This is a genomic window from Micromonospora sp. BQ32 (genome assembly GCF_059358895.1).
Genome location: NZ_JCADBI010000004.1, coordinates 478,515 through 500,286 on the forward strand (window position 1 = coordinate 478,515; position 21,772 = coordinate 500,286).

The window sequence follows — 21,772 nt, forward strand, 5'->3', positions numbered from 1 at the left end:
CGGGTAGGCAATTCGGTGCGGTCTGTCGTCGTACGCGGTGGTGGTACGAATGATCGTGACCGGACGGCCCGCGGAGGTCAACGGGTTCGCCGACGGCGGCGCCGGGGACCGCCAGGGCGCGGCTGCCGCGTGGCACTGGTCCGGTGGTGGTGGCCCTGTCGGCCTGCCCCCGTTACCCCCCAAAAACCCCGCCTGCGGATGACTGAGTTCCGCCGATCTGGACCTGTTCGTCGCCCCGGTTGCGGTAGACATGTGCGAAGTGGTCCTTGGATCGGATCCGGCCTGCTCAGAGTGCAGGAATACCCAGCCAGGGCCCGCTGGAGGCGCTGGCTGGTACGCGTCGAGGCGGGGAGGTCCGATGGCCAACGAGGTTCCCGCCCTGGATCCCGGGCAGTTCGACGTCGCCGCCATCGGGAAGCTGGCGCGCAATGTGAACATGTTCCGGGGTGACCTCAACTATCCACAGAACCTCGTTCAACTGCCCGGCGTACCCGGCGACGACACACTCGCGGTCGGCGTCGCCCTGCAGTACCGGAGCAATGTCAGCGACCAGGTCGACCAGTGGAACCTCGACGCGCCCACGGGGATCGTCGGCCTCGGCTGGTACCTCGCCTGGGACCGCATCGAGGCATGCGACGCCGGGTCGGTCAGCGCCACCCCCCGGTACGTCCTCTGGTCCGGTGGCGTCTCCAACGCCCTGGTGCCGGACACGACGCCCTGGCTGCGGGCACAGCTCGACCAGCAGACCGTCGGCGCGCTCACCGACGGCCCGGTGTCGGCCGAGGTGGTCGCGGCGTTCGCGGCCCAGTGCCTGCCGCTCGACCTGGCGGCGACCGTCACCGGCGATTCCACGACGGGCTGGACGATCACCGATCCCACCTGGGAGCGGGTCTTCGCCGTGGCGGCGACCGCCAGTGGTGGGGACGTCTACGACGGCGGGCTGCGCCACCAGGCGCAGGACTACCTGTTCTGGCAGATCGCCTACTACCCCCAGTACGAGAAGTGGGAGCTGACCACCGACTCCGCCGAGGTGCGCACGTTCGGTGGCGGGCTCGGCCAGACCGCGCAGGGCTACGCGACCAGTACCGGAAACAGCGTCGAGTGGGCGGTCAAGTGGGGTGGGCCGGCGGGCACCTGGACCGGGCCGTCGACCGTCGCCGCGGGCCAGGCGCAGTACGCCCGCGCGTGGAACCTCAGCACCCGGCGGGACCGCTGGGGGTCGTCCGTCGCCTACGCGTACAACGAATTCCCGCGCGACGCGGACGGCCTGCTGGGCAACAACGCCGAGCAGCAGGTCGGTGCCGGGCTGCCCTACACCAAGGCGGTCTACCCGACCAGCGTCACCAGCGTCGCCGGTCAGGTCGTGGCCTTCCGGTACGGCGCCAAGACCTTCACCGCCGAGGCGCAGGAGTACCTCGATCCGCACAAGCAGCTCGTCCCGGCTGATGCGCCGGAAACCCCGCCGGTGAACCTCGGTACCCCCAACGCCTACCAGGACCGCTACCAGACGCTGTACCTGCAGGGCGTCGATGTCCTGACGGCCAGCGGCGACCTGCTCTTCGCGATCGAGCTGACCTACACCGCGCCACGGGTGGTCTCGACGACGCCGCCCGACCTCACGGTCACCGCCGCCAAGCGCTACCTCGCCGGCGTCATCGAGCGCAACGCCTACGGCGCGAGCCTGCCCGGCTACACCTTCACCTACTACGTCGACGCGGCGGACTCTCCGAACGTCGGCGCGCTGTGCTCCATCACCTACCCCCAGGGGGCCGTCGCCACCTGGTCCTACGCCGCGTCGTGTCTGGACATCTGCGACCGGGCGACACCGGAGATCGCGCCACCGAGCGTGCTCGGCGAGGGCGCGACACCGATGGTCTGGAGCGGTTCCGACTACGTCGTGGCGCTGTGGTTGAATGCCGCCCGGACCACGGCGACGTTGGACGTGTACACCTGGCTCGGCCGCTGGTCGGCCTGGTGTGGCGGCACGGTCTACGACGATCCGGCGTGCCCCCTCGACACCGACCAGGCGCAGCTCGTCACGGCCGTCGACACGTTCGCGCTGGCACTGGCTACCCAGGCCGGTACGAGCGCCGTCACGCTCTACAGCCGTACGCCCCGGCAACCGGACCAGTGGGGTGTCACCTGCGTGCCGGCGTTGGCGGGCCAGGTCAGCCTGACCGCGGGCGACGGGTTCGTCGCCGCCGTGCTGACGACCTCGCTGTCATACCAGCTCTACCGGTGGGCATGGGACTGGCGCTGCGGGTGGACCGGGCTGGACGGGCCGGTGCGCACCGGGTCGGCGCCACTGTTCGCGCTCGGCCACGCCGAGTGCCTGCTCGTCGCCGGCACCTCGACGACCGGTACCGACCTGTCGCTGTGCTGGCTCGACGCGACATCGACCTGGCAGGACGGCGGCGAGGTTGCCCTGCCATACCAGGTCGACTTCAACGACGACTATCTCGTGCTCTGGGACGCCGGCCCGTCGCTGGTCGCGCTGTCGTTCGCCGAAGGCCAGCTCGGCACCACCTACGGTGTGCAGCTTGTGCGCTGGGATCTCGACTACCAGTTCGTCGACACCGCGTACGTCGGTGGGTTGGCGGGGGAGCCGATCGACGACCAGCAAGCGGTGTCCTGGCCGCCGCCACCGGTCGTGGTGGACGGGGCGTTCGTCGCCGCGCGGCAGCACCTGTTCCGATTCGACTCCGGCACCTGGTACACCGCCGACTTCGCCACGTCCGAGCAGGGTTACGGATGGCTGGCGTTCGCCTACGGCGACGACGTCGCGGTCCAGGTCGCCAACGACGACACCGACGCGGTGACCGGCGTGCTGGCCTACGATCCGGACGGCGGCGGTTTCCCCGACCAGCCGACGCCGGTCTGCACCCCACTGCCGTCGGGCGGCACGGTCGCGGACCAGGGCTGGCCGTCCGCGTCGGGCGGCGACTTCATCGTCGCCCGCAACGCCGTCTACTACCGGGGTACGTCGACCACGTGGACCGACTCGGTGCAACAGCCGGTCTTCGAGCTGACCTCGACCTCGCAGCTCGCCGCCGACGTCGACTCCCTGAGCATCGTCAACCAGGCGCCGGCCTACCTCGCCTATCTGGTCACCGACGCGGCCGAGCCCGCGAACGACGCGGTCCAGCTCCTCGTACTGCGCAACGGCGGCGTGCTCCAACCCCTGCCGGACGTGCTGGCCGGCTCGGCGTACTACGTACCGGGGGTGTCCCCGGGCGGCCCGAACGGTCAGCTCCCGACCGGGCCACTCTCCCTGGTGGCCTACGCAGCCAACGAGGGTGGCTTCAGCGAGGCGGCCTGCTACCGCGTGTTCCGCTACGCCGGGCAGGCGATGAGCGGGCCGGTCACCGACTACCCGGTCAGCGCACTCACCATCACCGACGGCTTCGGCGCCAGCTACTCGACCGCCTACGAGTTCGACGCCGCGACCGCCACCTGCGACCCGAGCGGGCAGGTGGTGAAGTACTACCGCTCGGCGGTGTACGACGGCGCTGCCGACCCGGCGACGTCGACGTACGGCCGCACCGTCTTCTCGTACCTCAACGGGACGGTCCCCGGGTCGACCGAACTGCTCTTCGACGGGTTGCTCCAGCAGACCGTCGTCTTCGCCGGCGGATTCGCCTTCGCCACCGACTTCGATCCGGCCCTCGGGCTCGACCCGGACGCGTCCCCCGGCCCCCCGGAGCCGATCTCGGCGGGGCTGCTCCAGGCGTTCTCCGCCGGCGGAATCACCCTGAGTGACACGGCGACGCTGCAGTACCTGCAGGTCGACGGCGGGTACCGGTTCTGGTCGGTGAACGACCCGACCTGCGCCGCGATCTACAACATCGACTACACCGGCGCGCCGGATCCGTCGGACGCGGTACGCGTCTTCACCGGCGCGGCGGTGCAGAGCAGCACCACGGCCTGGACCCTGTTCGACACCCGCAGCTCGTCGCCGGGGCAGGACGCGTCGTGCCTGCCCCTCTACGGCGGTTACGTGCGGCCGGAGACGGTGGTGCAACGGCGCGACGGGGTGCCGATGGCCACCGTCTTCGACTATGTGCCTCCCGGTCTGCCGGCCCCGTTCGCCGGCACCGTGCTGGGGCGCTGCTGGCAGCTCACCTCGGTCGACGGGACCGTCGAGGATCATCGTGAGCAACGCGTGTACGGCCACCAGGTCTATCCGGCGCTGCTCGCGGCGAACCTGCTGAGACCGGTCGTGGCCGCGTGGGAGACGGTCGCCGCGGGCGGGGCCGACCCGGTCACGGCCAGCTCGACGGCAACCATCTGGTCCGCCTGGCCGCAGCCCGGGACCGGAGTCCGACTCCCTGTCGCGGCCCAGCAGTGGGCGTGGACCGGCGACCCGTCCGGCCAGGACACCGGGATCTTCCCGTTCGACGGCACCCCCGATCCGGCGTACTGGCAGAGCACCAGCACCGCGACGGTGGTGAGCGAACGCGGGGTCGTCCTGGAGTCGACCGACCCGGCCGGCACCGGCCACGCCACCGTGATGTCGGCAGACGGGTTGCTCGACGTCGCGCACGTCGCGAACGCGAGTTTCGCGGCCGGCCAGGCGGCCTACAGCGGTTTCGAACCCTACGAGGACCTGACCGCCTGGTCGCTCACCGGCGGGGCGGCCTGGGACCTGACCGACGCGCACACCGGCTCGGGCAGCCTGTCGCTGCCCGGCACGGGCGCCGGCGCGACCCTCGCGCCGCTGACCCCCCGCGCCGGCGACACCTACGTCTTCACCGCCTGGTGCACGACCGACCCCGGCTTCGCGCCGGGCGACTCCGGCTGGACACTGACCGTCGCGGCGGACGGCACCTCCACGACGGTCAGCCTGCCGTTCCCGGACACCGGCGGCGCCTGGTCGTTGCAGTCCGTGCCGGTCACCGTGCCGGCCTGCAGCGGCGGGGTCACGCTCACCGTCTCGGTCGCCAACACCACAGCGGCGCGGGTACGGGTGGACGACCTCACCCTGACGCCGCTGACCGCGCAGCTCGTCGCCCAGACGTACGACCCGACGAGTCGGCTCTCGTCGTCCCGGCTCGACCGGGCCGGCCACACCTGGCACACGATCCGCGACACCTTCCTGCGCCACATCGGCGGGACCACCTCGTCCGGCATGCCGTCGGCCATGCAACTGACCTACCTGTCCCGGCAGGGCAACCCGTCCGGCTTCGCCGCGGCCGACCCGAACGCCTCGCTGGCGCTGCGATGCCTGCTCGGCGGCAGCTACCAGACCTTCCGCAACGGGACCGGCTGGCAGGCCGACTGGACGCCCTCGGACGCCGGGGCGTTCGTCGCCACCGACGGCGTGCTCGTGCACGCCTCGACCGCGCAGAGCGACACCCTCAGCTACGCGTCGCCGCTGGGCCCGACGTACGCCGTGCACGTCGAACTGGCCCCGCTCGACGGCGGCCCGCTCGACCTCACCGACGACTTCGCGATGACCGTCGGCGACGCCGTAGCGGTCACCTTCGACCACGCCACCGGCCAGTGGCGGCTCACCCTCGACGGCACGCCGATCACCGCCCTCGCCACCGTGCCGGGCCCGCCGACCTGGTGCCTGCTCACCCTGGTCGGCGGCCAACTGCTCTTCCACGCCGACGGTCAGCTGCTCTTCGCCGAGCTCACCGGCGCGCCCGGCACGCCGGCCATCGTCACCGGGCGCAACGCGCTCGGCCTCGCCAACCTCGTGGTCCTCGACGGCCCGGCACTGCGGCTCAAGCACAGCGACGCGACCGGAACGGCCCGCCTGGAGCACCTGCTCACCAACGAGGAATACCTGGTCACCCAGTCGATCTGCGACGGCCGGGCCCGGCGGATCGTGCGCACCCAACCGGCGCCGGGGCTCTTCGGCAGCGGCGCGTCGCTGCCCGTGCTGGTCTACCGACCCGGCCTCGTCGATACGACCGACTTCCTCGCCGGACTCGACGGCGCCGCGACGATGACCGGGGACGTCTCCGACTGGTACGACGGGACGAACGACACCGACGACGGCGGCTACCCGTACCGGCGCTGGGTGCTCGAGCCGTCGCCGCTCGCCCGCCAGGTCGAACTCGGTTTCCCGGGCGCCGACCAGGCGATCGTCGACCTCGGCTCGACCACGCCGGCGAGCCGCCCGACGGTGCAGTTCGGCTACGGCTCCAACTCCGGGCCCTTGCCCTACGGCCTGGACCCACCGGACGCGACGGTGCAGGTCGTCACGCGGACCAGCCAGGCGAAGACGACGATGACCAAGCTGCTCGACGCGGCCCGTCACCCCGTCGGCCGGTTCACCCCCGGCACCGGGGACGTCGCGCTCGACACGACCGTGCCGAGCTACGGCAACGGCATGGTCGCCAGCACCCGGGCGCTGCCCGACGCGTACGCGTTCGACAATCCCGCCCAGTCGCTCGTGCGCCAGGAGAACGCGGTCGGGCAACTGGTCCAGGAGTCCGGACCAGACACGGGCACGATCCGCTACCTGTTCGACCGGGGCGGGCGGGTGCGCCTCGTCCAGGACGCCGCCGCAGCGGCCGCCGGGCTGGTCGGGTACCACACCTGGGACACGCTCGGCCGCCGCCTGTCGACCGGCACCGTCACGTTCGACTGGACGCCCGCGACTACCGCCGAACTCCAGCAGTACGCCCAGGATCCGGCCTGGCCGCAGGATCAGACGCAGCACCCGTACCAGGAGACCAGGAGCTGGACCTACGACGGCGACGGCACCGATCCGACGGCGTTGGGCCAGCTCGTCGGCACAGTGGCGGTCACCCGCACGGACGGCTCCTCGTACCAGGTCACCGAGGCGTACGGCTGGGCGTCGACCGGGGTGCTCGCGAGCCGGACGGTGACGGTGACCCGGGACGGCGCGACGCTCGGCACCTTCACCACCACCTACGAGTTCGACAACCAGGGGCGGATCACCGGGATCGGCTATCCGGACGGCGCCGACACCGGGCTGACCGGTGTCAGCTACACCTACGACGGCCGGGACAACGTGCTGACCGTCGCCGACGCCGAGGGCGTCCCCTTCGTCACGTACACCTACAACCCGCTCGGGCGACCGGTCACCCACACCTACGGCGACCTGCCCGCCGGCTCTGCCGCGTACGACCCGGTCGGCCGGCTCAGCTCCTTTGGCGTACAGACCGACGGCGCGGCCTTCTCCCTCGCGCTCGGCTACGACCCCGACAGCAACCCCACCCTGCTGGCCGAGACGACGACCGGTGGCGGCGTCGACGACGCCGCCACCGTGGCCTACCGCTACGACCCGCTGCGACAACTGCTCTGCGCCGACGACGTGAACGCACAGCGGTCCGTCGACATGGGCTACGTCGACGCGGAGGGCCGCACCGACTGGAACGGCAACGTGCAGTCCCTCGCCACCGGGGGCGCGGCCCCGGCCTGCTTCACCTACACCCCGGGCACGAACCAGCTCGCCTCGGTGACCCCGGGCAGCGGTTCACCCACGACGTACACGTACCAGCCGAACGGGCTGCTCGCGGCCCGCGACGGCGACGGCACCGGTCTCACAGTGAGCTACCTGGACACGACGGCCCTGCCCGCCTGCGTCAGCAACGACCAGAGCGGGCAGTCGGTGACCTTCGCCTACGACGTGAACGGTTACCGCCGGGTGAAGCAGAGCAGCGGCGAAAGCGCGCCGACGCTCTACGTGCACGCCGGCGTACCCGGTCCGGTGCTCACCGTCGATCCGTCCGGCGTGCCGACCGCCTGGGTGTACGGCCCGACCGGGCTGGTCGCGATGGCGAGAGGCAGCCAGCGGTACTCGGTGGTCACCGACTACCTGCGGTCACCCCGACTCGTCCTCGACGCCACCGGGGCGCTGGTCGCGGCGTACTCGTTCGACGTGTTCGGCCGTCAGGTGCTCGCGCACGAACCGGCGCCCGGCTTCCTCCCGATCCTCTTCACCGGCCAGGAGTTCGACGCCGAGACCGGCCTGTACGCCTTCCCGGCCCGGCTCTACGACCCGTCGATCGCCCGGTTCCTCAACCCCGACCCGGCCGGCCAGTACGCCAGCCCCTACCTGTACGCAGGCAACCAGCCGACGCTGCTGACCGACCCGACCGGCCAGCTGACGTCCCTGGGGGAGAGCGCCGTCGAGCTGGGCCTCTTCCTGACCGTCCTGGCCACCGTGGTTGTCAGTGCCGGCGCGTCCGCGGCGTTGGTGCCGACGGTCATGGCCGCCGAGGGGATCCTCGCCGCGACCGTCACCGGAGCCGGTATCGGTGCCGTCGGCGGTTCGGTGATGGGTGCAGCAGGTGCCGGCTTCTTCTACAGCGCGGAGACGCCGCCGGGGCTGTGGAACGCGAAGACGTTCGGCGAGGAACTCGGGGCCGGCGCCATGGCCGGCTTCGTCGGTGGCTTCCTCACCGGCGGCGTCTCCACCTACTTCACCGCCGGTCTGCCGGGCGTCGTCGCGGCGGCCGAGGCTCCCGAGCAGGCCGCCGCCGCGCCCATGGCGGCAGCGCCGTCGCCGCCGGACGGAGGCGCCGACGACATCGAGGAGGTGGCGCCGGCCAAGGACGACCACCCGGCGGCGGCGCACGATCCGAACGCCGCAGCGCCGCAGGAGAAGGCCCCGGTCCCGGCCCGTCCGGCGTCGCGCGCCGAGAGCGCCTGGGCCTACGCCCGACCGCGGCTGCTACCGAACCTCGGCGCCGGGCTCATCGGAGGGACGGCGCAGGGCGCGACGAAACAGTTGCTGACCAATGCCATCGCGCACGTTCCGCCCGCCACGGGCATGACCGTCGGGGTCCTCGAGTACACCGGCTTCAGCGCCGTGACCTCCCTGCTCGGTGTCGCGGCCGCCGCCGCCGAAGAGGCGTTCGCCCCGATCGCCAGCCTGAAGTCCGCGTGGCGCGCCGACCCGTTCCAGATCATGGTGCCGGCCGCCGGCCTCGCCGCCGTGTCGATGCCGGTCCCGTTGGGCCTCTTCCTCGGCTACACCGACCTGCGGTACCGCACCTGACCCGATTCCATCCAGTCCCGTCAGGGGCGGCGACATGTCGAGGAGCAGCCTTGGCCCATCTCAGTGTCCGAAGCCAGGCGATGTCGGACGCGAACCGTGGTCGGAACTGCCACGGGTGCTGGGCCTTCACCGCGCCGGCGGCGATGGGAACGTTCACCGCCGGCGCGGCCCGGCGTCAGAGTCGGGAGGTGAAGGTGGCCAGGAAGCGGTGCGGGGTGACCGCGCCGGTGTTGTCGAAGCAGATGATGTCGACGTCGGCGTTGGTGGTGTACGTCCAGGGTTGGGTGAGATGGCAGTAGTTGCTGCCGGCGCCCTGTGCCACCACCTGGGCGTGGGTCTCCTTGATGCCGATCTGCGGGAAGGTCGCCAGGTAGCGGCCGACGGGCGCCAGCGGTGCCACCGTGTTGGCGCCGACACCGAGCACCGAGTTGTCGTTGGTCGGCCCGCCGACGGCGGTACCGAGGTAGCCGAAGTGCGACGGCGGGGCGAGGGAGCCGATCACCGGCCGCCGACGGTGGTACGACAGGACGAAGTCGGTGTTGATGAACGCACCGGCCTGGTCGTAGCAGAAGACGTACACCTGCACGCCGGTGCCGACCGCGCTCCAGGAGTTGACCTTGCAGCGGCGGGGGCCGGCGTTCGGCTGCACGGCGGTGACCTGCACGTTGCCGGCGAGTAGTCCGGCCAGCCCGACCCCCGGTAGCCGCACCAGATACTGCCCGACGCCCACCGGCCCGGCCGTGTTCAGCACGCCCGTGGAGTTGTACGACTGCGCCACCACGCCGCCACCCCACTGCACGTACGCGTGGGAGGTCCCGGCCGGCAGCACGCCCGAGCTGGTTGTCCAGAGCACGGTGAACGGGGTGTCATCGCGATCGCCGCCCGGCTTGTGGCACTGCACGTCGACGATCTCGTCGGCGCCGGACTGGAACCAGCGAACCACCTCGCAGTAGTGACCGGTCCGGTTCACCGGGGTCACGTGCGGCACGCCCCGCGAGCCGGCACCCACCTGCGGGAAACGGACCTGGAACCGGCCGGGTGCGAGCTTGATGCCGTCGGCCCAGGCGGCCGGGAAGGCGGTCTTCCAACTACCCCATTGCCGGCTGGTGTCCAGCACCGTCCAGGCCGGCACGGTGGGGTCCTTGACGTACGCGAAGCCCCAGCGGTCGGCGGTGGCCGCCGCGGCCGGTGCCGGCGGCGCGAGTGCGCCGGCGGCCAGGACGGCGGCCAGTGCCGCGGTGACGAACGATCGGAGACGCATCTGTTCCTCCAGTCGACGGGAACATGTCGGAAAGGAGTGTGCAATGAGTCATCCCATGGTCACAGTCGGCTACCTCGTGCTTCGGTGTCGGCTGTCCGCTACTTGTGGCCGAACTTCTGGGCAGTGCCTCGCGGCCTGCTCAGCGGAGTTGGTCGGCGAGGTCACGCACCGCCTCGTCGAACGCCACATCGGATTCGCAGGGCCGGTGTCCTTTGATCAGTGGCGGAAAGATGTCGCCGGCCGGAGCGGTGACGCCGTACGGGTCGCGAAGCCGGCGGTCCACCGTCGCCTCTCGATCGGAGGCGGCGGGCGCCCCGTCGGGTCGTTGCGGCGGGAAGACGCGGCCACCGATGGGGTCGGTGTCTCGCCACAGATTCACCCACCGCCAGTCCACCCGCTCGGCGATCTCGTGAATCACCTCGTCGCTGACATAGGCCGGAAAGAGCCGGGCGTACAACCGTCGAAGGGGCGAGCCGTGGGTCAGCAGCGCGATCCGGTCGGTGACCCGTGGCGGCAGTTGGAGCACGGTCGCGGCGAGCAGGACGGAGCCGTGGCTGTGTCCGGTGAGCACCACCGCGTTGCCGGAGTCGACGAGGTGGGTGATCCGGCAGGTCAGTTCGGGAACGGCCCGTTCGGCGTAGCACGGTGGCGCGAACGGGTGCGCGGATCTGGGCCAGAAGGTGCCCAGGTCCCACAGCACGCCGACGTACCGGCGAAATCCAGGGGTGCGGTGGGCGAAGATTCCGCCGACGATCAGGCCGAGGATGATGGCGGCGATCAGATAGCTGCCGACGCCGATGCTGAAGTTGACGAAGCTCCCCGGCAGCCCGATGTAGCGCTGGACCAGTTCGCCGGGAGGCGTCGGCAGTAGGCCGAGCGCAACCGCCGCTATGCCGATTCCGGCAAGGCAGGCGTAGAGCACCGCGAGCGGCACCAGCCGCTCGGTGAACCGGGCACGGGCGATGCTTCTGCGCACCTGCCGCAGCCGCGGCCCGGCATCGGCCGGCGCGTCTGGGAAGTCACGAGCGACGATTGCCGACGCGGCACGGATCCGTCCCGGTCGTGACGCCACCGACACCACGCCGGCGACGATCAGCGTCACCAGCACCGCCAGTGAGAAGCCGAGAATCGCCCAGATGCAGGCACGCGGAGGGCTGGTAATCAACGCCTCCGCGGTCGGCGCGCCCCTGTTCAGGACGTCGGACACCCGGTAGACCAGTTCAGCGGAGAACGTGAGCGCCAGACTGATCGCGGCCACGGAGGCCGCCAACGCCCCGAACCCGAGCGAGGGCGCGACATCCGGATCTCGACCCCGGTGCCAGAACAGCACCGCCCCCAGGGCGGCCAGCAGCACCGCCTGACCGATGAACAGCCCGACGACGGTCAGGTTGTAGCCGGGCAGCCCGTTGCGCTCCGGCCAGGAACCCGAACTCGTCAGAACATGGATCCAGACCAGCACGGTCAGACCGAGGGCGATCGCGCGCAGCACGCTGACGAGCCGGTCGAGCCGCCATTCCGTGGGCGTGGTCAGGGGTGGGGTGCAGAGCAGAACCGCACACATGATCAGCAGTAGTCCGGAAGCTGCCGCCAGCGTGATGGTGCCGATCGACAGCCCTTGTGCGGCCCGGGCACCGAGCAGGCTGAGGTCCAGCGTGGCGAACGCCGCCGTAACGTGAATCGAGCGCAGTCGACCGACCAGCGGCTCGTTGTCCCACCGACCGACGGCGGTGAGCCGGTGCGCCGCAGGGGGCTGGTCGGCCGCACGGAAGATGTGAGGCGGGAGTGCCGGGCGAGCGCTGAGCCCCCACACCAGGCTGATGGCCGCGGCTGGCACCAGCGCGAGCACCGCCAGGCGCAGTCCGGCAGGACGCCCCCCGAGCCAGGAGAGCCAACTGCGTCCGGCCAGGCACTCCGGCGAGGACATGCACTTCCACGCGATCACGTCCAGCGCGATCCCCACCATGCTCAGCACGTACATCCCGGTCAGGGTGAGCGCCAACAACCGGCACAGGGCCTTGATCACCGGGTCGGCGCCGGCTCCGGCCGGACGCATCCAGATGGCGAGGTTGATCAGCATGAAGGGCAACAGGAGCACCATCGACAGCGTCCGCACCGCGTTGCCGGCGGGCAGATTGTTCCAGCGGTAGGCCTCCAGCGTCACTCCGTCCGCCTCGCCGCCCTCGTGGTTTCCCGGCCGGGGTCGGTAGAAGCCGCCCCGGTGGTCACCCGCCACCTGCTGCACGTGCGGTCGATCCAGGAGGTCGTCCGGGCTGGTGGCGGACACCCCGTGCACCCGCAGTTCCACCAAGCCGTCAGCCCCGGCGCGCCCGCCCGCGTCTCGCTGATCCATCCGCTACCGGCCCCCGGCGTGTACGCGGCTCACACCGACCCGCTCGGCTGATCCGACGGCGCCCGCGTGGCGCAGCGGGCGTACCCCACGAAGGGAGAAACAACCCCGTGCCGTGGGTGGGCCCGCTCCGCCGGCATTCTTCGGGTATCGACTCGACGACCAGCCCGGCGTGATACCAATACCCAGATAGGCGAAGCTGGCAGAAATGGGCGGCCCATGTCGACGAGGGCAGCAATGCTGCTTCGAAAGCCGGGGCAACCACAGCGGCCGAGTGTTCTGGAACTCTTCTTCGACCTGGTGTTCATCTTTGCTCTCAACCGGGTCTCACAGCGGTTGGTCGAGGAGCTCACCGAGCAGCGGATCATCCTCATCGAGGCCGGTGAGACGCTGCTGTTGCTGCTGGCCTTCATGGTGCTGTGGTTCGTCACGGCGTGGGTCACCGACCTCTACGACCCACAGAGGCCGCAGCTTCAGGTGCTGGTCTACACGGCCATGCTCGGCGCGCTGGTGATGGCAGTCGCGGTCCCGCAGGCGTTCGGTGACAGAAGTTTGGCCTTCGCCGGCGCGTACGTCGCCGTTCACATCATTCGTGGGCTGATCATCGTGCCAATACTGCGCGGCCACGAAGCTCAGCGCCGGGCGGCTGGGGTGTTCTTCTGGTTCACGTTGTCGGCCGTGCCGTGGATCGCTGGGGCGATCGTGACGGATTGGGCCCGCGGGCTGTTGTGGACACTGGCGATCGCCATCGACGGCGCGGCACTGCTGCTGTTCTATCCCGCGCCGTGGTCCCGCCCCACCCAACAACAGTGGCCCGTCCTGGCCGAATACCTGTCTGAGCGCTATCGACAATTCTTCATCATCGCCCTCGGCGAACTGATTCTGACGACCGGCTCCGCCTACAGCGACACGTCGTTCCGGCAGGGCGGAGCCGCAGCAGCCTTCGCGGTCTCCTTCATCACCACTGTGCTGCTGTTCCGCGTCTACGTCTTCAGGGCAGGCCAGCTGTTGCCCGAAGCGATCAGAGCCGCCGCCAAGCCCGCGCACCTCATCCGGGAGGCTTTCCTCGCGCACGTACTCATGGTGGCCGGGGTCGTCGCCGTTGCGGTCGGATACGAGATCGTGATCGAACATCCGTTCGGGCACACCAACACGGCGTGGATCCTCGTCGTCCTCGGCGGACCGATGCTCTTCCTGATCGGACGAGCCCTGGTGGAACATGCTGTATTCGCCCGGGTGTCCCGCTCTCGGATCATCGGCGCTCTGGCGCTTGCCGGCGCCTCGCCATTCATGATCTTCCTGCCACCGCTGACCGTCGCCGTCACCGCCGTCGTCGTCCTCGCCGGCATCGCCGCCTCCGACGCCATGCAGGCCAGGGGGAAGCCGCCCGAACGGCCGCACCCGTCCAATCCCAGACGGTGAGCGCCGTCGAAGGCGATCGCACGCACTAGCTTCGAGGAAGCACGGTGATGGCCGCGATGGCGCTGTTGACGACGGTTGCCGTCACGGTGCGGGTCACGGCTTCCGCTGCGGCGTCGGCACCCCAGTCGCCCCGCTCGAGTTCCTTGGCGCGGCTGATCACCGATGACGTCCACGGGATCTCGCGGTGGAACTGCGGGAGCGTCCCGCTCGCCGAGAGCAGCGCCGCGAGCGCGGCGACACGGGCTCGCGGCTCCACACCGTCCACGAGGACCTGCCGAACGTCGGCGAGCAGGCGGGCCCGTCGTTCGGTTCTGCCCTCCCGCAGGGCCGTCGTCCGGAACAGGCCGAGCACCTTGCGGGGCTCCTGGTCGATGTCGCCTCGCGCGATGAGCCGCTCCAACACCGGCTCGCGCAGGGGAGGACCGATCGCGGCCAGTGCCGTCTGCACCCCCCTCGGCTTGTCGGCGAGGTAGTCCCACGCCGGGCGAAGGAGACCATCCGACGGTGGGTGACCCGCCACGCTCCTGAGCCGCCCCCGGTCCGCCGTGCTCAGGTGCTCGCCGAGGGCGAGGTCCGCGAGGACCGCGCCGCCGAGGACGTAGAAAAGGGTGTTCTCACCCGCGATGGTCCCGGACCGGGGTTGGAACAGAAGCAGCAGGAGATCCTCGACCAGCGTCGGCGCGTCCGACCAGGGTTCGGTGGTCATCGGCGGGGCTCCCAGCGGAAGAGGCGGGTGGCGAGGGCGACGGCGACGACGACCCAGCCGAGCGTGGGCGCGAGCAGAGGCAGTGAGTCGGTCACGGCGACGCCGCCGTTCCAGGCGTTCATGGTCAGTTCGGTGGCCGCACCGCCGGGCAGCAGCCGCTTGAGCCAGGCGAGGTTCTCGGTGCCGGAAATGCCCACCCAGCTGGCCACGGCGATCACCCCGAGGGTAACGGGCAGGGTGGTGACCTGGGCGTGTTCGGGGGAGTTCGTCAGCCCGGCCGTGGCCAGGGCCAGGCCGATCATCATGGCCAGGGCCGCGATGGTCGCCACGACCAGCAGCGCGACGTTCGCCGGTCCGCCGGCGACCACGGCCAAAGCGGTCAGGATCGCGGTCACCTGGATCAGGGCGAGGATAACCACGGGCAGTAGCAGGCCGGCGAGGATGCCGGCGTCGCCTTCGGCGGTGGAGCGCAGCCGCTTGAGGAAGAGGTTCTGCCGTCGGGACGCCAAGGTGGTGACGGCGGTGGTGTAGAGCCCGAACGCGGCGATCGTGAACATGACGATCGCGGCGATGTAGCCGAGGCTGCCGAGGGCGGCGTAGGTCTCGTGCTGGCGGACGAAGAACGCGCTGACCACTACCGGGATGATGAGGCTGGTGATCAGCACCAGCCGGTTGCGGAAGAGTTGGATCAGTTCGCTGGACGCGATGGACAACACGGTGACGCTCCTGTCGGAAGAACGAATCAACTGTTGATGGCGCGGAAGACGTCGTCGAGCCGGGTCGGCCCCGCCGCCAGGTCCCGTAGCTCCACGGCGTGGTCCTGCGCCCAGCCGAGCAGGAGGTGCAGGTCCTTCTGCAGCTCGAAGGTCTCGACCGTGACTTTCCCGTCCAGGTCGACGGCGGCCCGCACCGGCAGCGTCGGCGCCGGTGCGGCAAGGGAGAAGCGGATGACCGCGGGCAGGGTGTGGGTCAGCTCGGAGACGGTGCCCTCGCGGTGGAGGGCGCCCTCGTGCATCAGCCCGATCCGGTCCGCGCGTTGTTGCGCCTCCTCCAGGTAGTGCGTGGTGAGCACGATGGTCGTGCCGTTCTCCCGGAGCCGGTCCACCGTCGCCCAGACGGCGTCGCGGGACTGGATGTCGAGGCCGGTGGTCGGCTCGTCCAGGAAGATCAGCTCCGGGGTGCCGTAGACCGCGGTGGCGAAGTCCAGCCGCCGTTTCTCCCCGCCGGACAGCTGCGAGACCTTGCGGCGGGCTCGGCCGGTGAGGTCGACCAGGTCGAGCACCCGATCGACGTTGTCGACGCGTCGGGTGAGTCGGCCGACCAGGCCGACGGACTCACGAACGGTGAGGTCCGGCGAGAATCCGCTCTCCTGGAGCATGACACCCATTCGGGGACGTACCGCTCGCCGGTCGTCGGGGCTGCGCCCGAAGACGCGTACGGTGCCCGAGGTTGGCCGCCGGTGTCCCTCGACAACCTCCAGGGTCGAGGTCTTCCCGGCCCCGTTGGTGCCCAGCAGGGCGTAGAGCTCTCCGGGCCGCACCTCGAAGGAGAGGTCCTTCACGGCGTGGAAGTCGCCGTAGGTGAGGTTCAGCCGTTCGACTTCGATGACGGGTGTGGTGGACATGCACCCATGACAGCGCGGGCGCGGCCGAGCCGTCAGTGGCACCACGTCATCACCGGATGTGACGTGGTGTCACTGGTCGTGGCCCCTGGCTGCCGGATACTGGCGTGGTGACCACGAGATCGCCGCGCTTCACCGAGTCGACGCAGGGAAGGCTGCGCCGGCTCAACCTCGCCACGGCACTGCCGCCGGTGGTGTTCGCTGCGGTGGTCCTGATCTACACCGACGCGCGTACCTGGTGGCACGTCGTCGTCCTGGCGCCGGGGGCCGTGGCGGCCGTGGTGGCCTTCGAACGGTGGACGGCCAACGACCTCGCCAGGGTCGTGGTGCCCTGCATGGTCGTGGCGGCGGTGGTCTGGCCACTCGGGGTCCTGGTGACCGGTAGCCCCAACGCCTACTGGGGTGTCTGCGCGGTGGGTTCGCTCAGCCTGCGCGAGGTGCGACGGCATCGAACACTGACGATGGCCGGGCTGTTCACCTACGTCGCCGCCGTCGGTACGGCGCGGCTGCTGGTGCAGCGGGACGACATCGGTGACGTCCTGCTCACCTACGTCCTGATCCCGACCGTCCTCACCGTCGTCGTGACGATCTTCACGGTGGTGGGCGAACGGTTCTACGACCTCATCCGCGAGCTCGAACAGACCCGGGAACGCGAGGCGGAACTAGCCGTGGTCCGGGAGCGCGTGCGGTTCGCCAGCGACCTGCACGACATCCAGGGCCACACCCTGCACGTGGTCAAGCTGAAGATCGCCCTGGCCCAGCGACTGCTGCTCCGCGACAGCGCTCGGGCGGAGAAGGAGCTACGGGAGACGTACACGCTGGTCAGCGACACCATCGCGCAGACCAAGGAACTCGCCTACGCGCAACGGCGGCTCAACCTGACCGCGGAGATCGAGAACGCGAAGAACCTGTTCGAGGCCGCCGGCATCCGGGTCCGGGTGACGCGGGAGGCCGAGGTCGATGCCCGCACCAGCGAACTGCTCGGGCAGGTGCTGCGGGAGACGACCACCAACATCCTGCGACACGCGCAGGCCACCCAGGTGCAGATCACGCTCACCGCGTCGGGCATCACCATCGTCAACGACGGCGTGACCGCCACCACGCCCCCCGATCTCAGGGGACTGGCGGCACTGCGGCAACGGGTGGCGGGCGACGGAGGTGAGCTGACCGTGGAACAGAAGGACGAGCGGTTCCTGACCGCTGCGGTCTTCCCGCCCACTCGGGCCGACGCGGCCCCGGCGGTTACGGGGAAGGACAACCGATGACCACCATCGTGCTCGCCGACGACGAGGCGCTGCTGCGTACGGCCCTGGCCGCGCTGCTGCCGATGGAGGGTGACATCACTGTTCTCGCCGAGGCGCAGGACGGCCGGACGGCGATCACCGCCACCCTGCGACACCGGCCCGACGTGCTGGTCATCGACCTGGAGATGCCGGGCGTGGACGGCCTGGACGCGGTCGCCGAGATCCGCCGCGAGCGACCGGAGCAGGTGATCCTCATGCTGACCCGGCACGCCCGCCCCGGCGTGCTGCGTAAGGCGCTGAAGCTCGGCGTCCAGGGCTTCGTCAGCAAGTCCGCCGAGCCAGCCCACATCACCTCGGTCATCGCCACTCTGCACGCGGGGAAACGCTGGATCGACCCGGACGTGTCCGCGCTCGCCGTCACCGAGGACTGCCCCCTCACCGACCGTGAAGCCGACGTCCTGCGGGTCACCGGCGAGGGCTATTCGGTCGCCGACATCGCCGTGCGGCTCCACCTCGCTCCGGGCACCGTTCGCAACTACCTCTCCAACGCGATGCGCAAGACCCAGACCCGGACCCGCCACGAAGCGGCCCGCTACGCTCGCGAACACGACTGGCTGTAGACGGCCGAGGTGGCGATTGCCAGCTTGCGGCGGTAGCCGGGAGGCGTACATCGGAATGTCATGGTGACGTGGTGACGCGGTGTCACTGCCGGCGAGGCGCGGTGAGCGCTGCAATGGGATCACACCTTCGAGAGGAAGCTCCCCGATGAATGCCCCCAGAGCCGCGGGACACCGGACCGGGACGCAACGCCCGGGCTAACCAGTGTGTGAGGTCAGGCGTTGAGGTCGGCCCACTGCCTGCGTCAGCAGGCGGTGATCGCGGTCGTCGGCCGGGGACGTCGCGTAGGCCAATAAAGGTCTACGTTGGACTTGAGCGCCCCAGCCGTGAATGCCGGACGACCGCGGTGGGCGAACGTGCTGACGGGGGAGAGCCGTCTCCCGAAGCGGTCATGACGTGACAGCGGCATGCAGTAGCAGAGCCTTCGATGTCCACAGCGAATATGGGGGAGTACCCGTGGATCAGTCGTATGACTCCGTCGCCGCCTGGCGGGCCGCCGGCGAGGCCCGTGACGCCGCCGGTGCGGTCGCCGCCCTCAGCCCTGACGTCACCCTGGTCTCGCCGATCACGGAGCAGTTCACCTTCCAGGGCCGCCAGCAAGTACGCACTCTGCTCGACGTGGCCCTGGCCGCGATCGATGGCATCACCTACACCGACCAGGTCGCCGAGGGTCGTACCGTGGCGCTCTTCTACGAGGCGCAGGTCGGCGCGGTGCGTCTCTACGAGGCCCAGCGTCTGCGCCTGGGCGCCGACGGCCTGATCAGCGACATCACCCTCTACGTCCGGCCCTTGCCGGCGCTGACTCTGCTGATGGCTCGCCTTGGGCCCGATCTGGCCCGACGCAACGGTCAGCCGGGCCTGGCCCGGCTGATCCCGCTCGCCAGCGGGGTGATGCACTCGATGGCCGCCACCGGTGAACGAAGAATCATGCCGAAAGTGGCACCCCGGCAGTAGCTCTTCCTGTCGGCAATCGCCGCCAAGACCCTCCACCGTTGATCGTCATGGCGTCGGCGTCCGGGACTCCTGTCGCGTCGATTGCTCGGCTGGTCGCCGCGCACGAGGAACCGTCCGCAGTGTGATCCACATGTTCAACGAGATCGGACTACGCGCGCCGGACCCTCGATGGGCGGGAGGCCGTCCCCGCCGGATCAATGACGACGATGAAGCGTTCATCGTCGCGACGGCTACCACGCGTCCGAGCAAGCTCGGGCGTCCGTTCACCCGCTGGAGCCTGCGCAAACTCGCCGACTACCTCGCCACTGACGCCAGCCGGCGGGTGATCATCGGCCGGGAACGGCTACGGCAGCTGCTGCGCCACAACCAGGTCGGCTGGCAACGCACGTAACGTGGAAGGAATGGCACTGCCGCAGGTCGCTCGTCTGGGGGAGTGGAAGCCCTCTCGGGAGGGAGGCGTCGCGGTGCCGGCTTGGTAAGGGTGCTGGTATGCCCACTTTTAAAGGTCGTCGCTGGGCGTACGGCGCCTTCACTTGGTTGATCTTCTTTTTGGTGTCGCATGTGATCCTGGTGTTCTTCCCCGGGGACGATCCAACCGGTGGTGGACCCTGGGACATGAGGACCTACGTGATCTTCAACGTTGTGCTCATCTCGATGTCGGCCATCGGGGCAGCCGTCGTTCTAGCCACAGTCCGCCCGCGGGCTCGAGATCTTCCCCGATGGCTACTTCTGATGCCACTGTTGTCTGGCAGCATGCTGCTCGTCATCCGGGGCGTTCCAGGAATGGTCGAGAATCTTCTGATGGTCACCGGTGTCCGTCGCGGCGGTTTCATGGGGGTGGCGGACATCTCCACGGGCGAGTTCTGGACCGGCATCGGAATCAACACCTACTTCTTCGTAGGAGCAGTGTTGCTGGTTGGAACAACCGTTTCCTACGGCGGCCGATCAGCGGGAAGCGCTCCGAAGGGACCATCGGACCCGCCTTGGTGAGGCGCATCGGCCTCCGCGCATGTTGATGGACAGATGGCAGGCGGGGTCGCGCGGGCTCACCCCATCTTGTGGACCGCGCCGGCGATCTCCTGCCGCAACAGCGCCGCCTCGTCGTCGCGATCGCAGAGCAGCAGCACCTTGAACTCTGGCTGGCCGAACGGGCTCGCCCAGTGATGAACGGCCTGCGACAGGATCCGGAACAGCGTGTGCCGATCCTCCGCACTGCTCGACAGCACGCGGGGCGCGTTCTCGACAACGATGAGATACCCGTCGGCGGGCAACCAGTTCAGATCGCGGAGACAGTCGGACAACGCGTCCCAGTTCCAGCCGAAGTAGCCGGGAAAGAGCAGCGCGTCGGAGAACTCGTAGAAGGTATGGTCCGCATCCGCCATTCTCGTTCCGTCGAGCCGGGCGACGACGAACCTGCCCGCTGTCGGTAACACCGCCGCCAGCTCGACCAGGGCACTGCGCGAGCACACCACGACCTGATCAGTGGAGCCCTTCCACCAGCTGCCTATCATCGCGCCCCACCAACCTCGACGTGGTTCCACGAGCTCAGCGCCTCGCGGAGGATGACCAGGTTGGCCATGTCGACGACCGGCCGGTAGCCGAGCGCGGCGTAGATCTTGTTCGACGTCGGGTTGGCCTGGTCGGTGAACAGGCAGACCCGGGCGCCCTTGGCCTGAATTCGGCGGGAAACCTCGGCGACCGCGTTGCTGGCCCAACCGCGCCCGCGCTGGGCCGGCGGTGTGTACACCGGGCCCACACGGGCCACCCCGAACGACGGTGGGTTGGCACCGGTGAGGTGCACCGGCTTGCCTGACTCGTCGACCCAGAACCACAGCCGTCCGGCGTGGAGCCGGCGCAGCATCTCCACGTGGTCGGGCACTTCGTGCGCACTGGTACCGCGCGGGCGGCCCGCCTGTTCGTCGGCGTCGCCCATGAACGCGGCGAACCACTGCGTGACCAGTCCCACGTCGTCCTCGGTCGCGGCCACCAAGCGGCCAGGCACTGGTGGCGGCCACGTCAGCTCGCCGAGCTCGTGCAGCCGGGTGTGCTGGGTGACGTGAACTCGACCCCCGCGGAGCCTTGTCAGCTCGGCGGCGCACAGGTCAACGGCGGGCAGGGCCCCGTTGACCGCGACGACCTCCTCCCCGCGCTCGTGCAACGCGTGGGCCAGCGCGACGGCCGCCTCGTCGGGCATGGGCAGCAGGAACGGCGGATAGGGGGCATACGGCGCCGAGCGCATCCCGGCACCGACCACGGCGCCGGAGTCGTCGCTGACCACCAGCCACCAGGTGCGGTCGGGCTGCGAGATCCCCTCGGCCCGCTGCGACACCAGCCGATGCGCGACGGTGGTCACGACCGTGTTGACGACCGGATCGGCGCCCAGGTAGTCACCCGCAGCGGTCAGGAACTCGCCCGGATCGGTGCAGAACCGCAGCCGCAGTCCGGCGCTCGGGACAACGCTCATCCACGTACGCTAGCCACCGCCTACCACATCGACACGGGAATTTTGTGCCGTCGAGGAACTGCGAGCGCCGAGTCAGCCGGCATTCGCGGCGCACGGGAACCCGCCGGGCGCGGCCCGCACCGTCGTTCTGATACTCGAGTAAGCGGCAGCCCCAC

At 70.0% G+C, this 21,772-nt stretch carries 13 protein-coding genes and 1 pseudogene; 7 read left to right on the plus strand and 7 right to left on the minus strand.

Translation table 11 applies throughout. The annotated features are described in order from the left end of the window. Positions 1-358: 358 nt before the first annotated feature. Positions 359-8,980, plus strand: coding sequence for an RHS repeat domain-containing protein (locus AC5L30_RS11725; RefSeq protein WP_494867097.1), 8,622 nt, complete (start codon positions 359-361; stop codon positions 8,978-8,980). A 175-nt stretch (positions 8,981-9,155) separates the two neighbouring features. On the opposite strand, the gene AC5L30_RS11730 is transcribed toward AC5L30_RS11725, so the two are convergent. After that, a complete protein-coding gene (locus AC5L30_RS11730) occupies positions 9,156-10,241 on the minus strand; it encodes a hypothetical protein (protein WP_494867098.1) in 1,086 nt (361 codons plus the stop codon). A gap of 139 nt (positions 10,242-10,380) precedes the next feature. Continuing rightward, entirely contained in the window at positions 10,381-12,591 is a 2,211-nt protein-coding gene (locus AC5L30_RS11735) for a hypothetical protein (RefSeq protein ID WP_494867100.1), read from the minus strand. Between the two features lie 234 nt (positions 12,592-12,825). Between AC5L30_RS11735 and AC5L30_RS11740 the strand changes: the two genes are divergently transcribed. Continuing rightward, positions 12,826-14,010, plus strand: coding sequence for a low temperature requirement protein A (locus AC5L30_RS11740; RefSeq protein ID WP_494867101.1), 1,185 nt, complete (start codon positions 12,826-12,828; stop codon positions 14,008-14,010). Between the two features lie 25 nt (positions 14,011-14,035). Here the strand turns inward: AC5L30_RS11740 and AC5L30_RS11745 are convergent, their stop codons facing one another. The 3 genes from AC5L30_RS11745 to AC5L30_RS11755 are packed head-to-tail and all read right to left on the minus strand — an operon-like array spanning position 14,036 to position 16,340. Next, positions 14,036-14,716 (minus strand): GOLPH3/VPS74 family protein, encoded by a 681-nt coding sequence (locus AC5L30_RS11745; RefSeq protein WP_494867102.1) that lies wholly within the window; start codon positions 14,714-14,716, stop codon positions 14,036-14,038. Continuing rightward, positions 14,713-15,432, minus strand: coding sequence for a hypothetical protein (locus AC5L30_RS11750; protein ID WP_494867104.1), 720 nt, complete (start codon positions 15,430-15,432; stop codon positions 14,713-14,715). Before AC5L30_RS11750 ends, AC5L30_RS11745 begins: the two co-directional genes overlap by 4 nt. A gap of 26 nt (positions 15,433-15,458) precedes the next feature. Continuing rightward, positions 15,459-16,340, minus strand: a complete 882-nt coding sequence (locus tag AC5L30_RS11755; RefSeq protein ID WP_494867106.1) for an ABC transporter ATP-binding protein — start codon at positions 16,338-16,340, stop codon at positions 15,459-15,461. A 107-nt stretch (positions 16,341-16,447) separates the two neighbouring features. Between AC5L30_RS11755 and AC5L30_RS11760 the strand changes: the two genes are divergently transcribed. The 5 genes and pseudogenes from AC5L30_RS11760 to AC5L30_RS11780 all read left to right on the plus strand — a co-directional run bounded on the left by AC5L30_RS11760 (position 16,448) and on the right by AC5L30_RS11780 (position 20,143). Further along, complete coding sequence (locus tag AC5L30_RS11760; RefSeq protein ID WP_494867107.1) at positions 16,448-17,602, plus strand: sensor histidine kinase; 1,155 nt, start codon at positions 16,448-16,450, stop codon at positions 17,600-17,602. After that, entirely contained in the window at positions 17,599-18,201 is a 603-nt protein-coding gene (locus AC5L30_RS11765; RefSeq protein WP_494867108.1) for a response regulator transcription factor, read from the plus strand. The genes AC5L30_RS11760 and AC5L30_RS11765 overlap by 4 nt, the downstream gene beginning before the upstream one ends. A gap of 454 nt (positions 18,202-18,655) precedes the next feature. Continuing rightward, the gene (locus AC5L30_RS11770; RefSeq protein WP_494867110.1) at positions 18,656-19,153 is read left to right on the plus strand and encodes a nuclear transport factor 2 family protein; all 498 of its coding nucleotides are present in this window, start codon (positions 18,656-18,658) and stop codon (positions 19,151-19,153) included. A gap of 38 nt (positions 19,154-19,191) precedes the next feature. Further along, positions 19,192-19,555: pseudogene (locus AC5L30_RS11775) on the plus strand (helix-turn-helix domain-containing protein); the annotation flags it as partial. An 87-nt stretch (positions 19,556-19,642) separates the two neighbouring features. Beyond that, positions 19,643-20,143, plus strand: coding sequence for a hypothetical protein (locus AC5L30_RS11780; RefSeq protein WP_494867214.1), 501 nt, complete (start codon positions 19,643-19,645; stop codon positions 20,141-20,143). Between the two features lie 56 nt (positions 20,144-20,199). Here the strand turns inward: AC5L30_RS11780 and AC5L30_RS11785 are convergent, their stop codons facing one another. Both AC5L30_RS11785 and AC5L30_RS11790 read right to left on the minus strand, forming a co-directional pair. Continuing rightward, positions 20,200-20,664: a barstar family protein gene (locus AC5L30_RS11785; protein WP_494867112.1), complete on the minus strand. Its 465-nt coding sequence runs from the start codon at positions 20,662-20,664 to the stop codon at positions 20,200-20,202. After that, positions 20,661-21,617: a GNAT family N-acetyltransferase gene (locus AC5L30_RS11790; RefSeq protein ID WP_494867114.1), complete on the minus strand. Its 957-nt coding sequence runs from the start codon at positions 21,615-21,617 to the stop codon at positions 20,661-20,663. Before AC5L30_RS11790 ends, AC5L30_RS11785 begins: the two co-directional genes overlap by 4 nt. Positions 21,618-21,772: the final 155 nt, after the last annotated feature.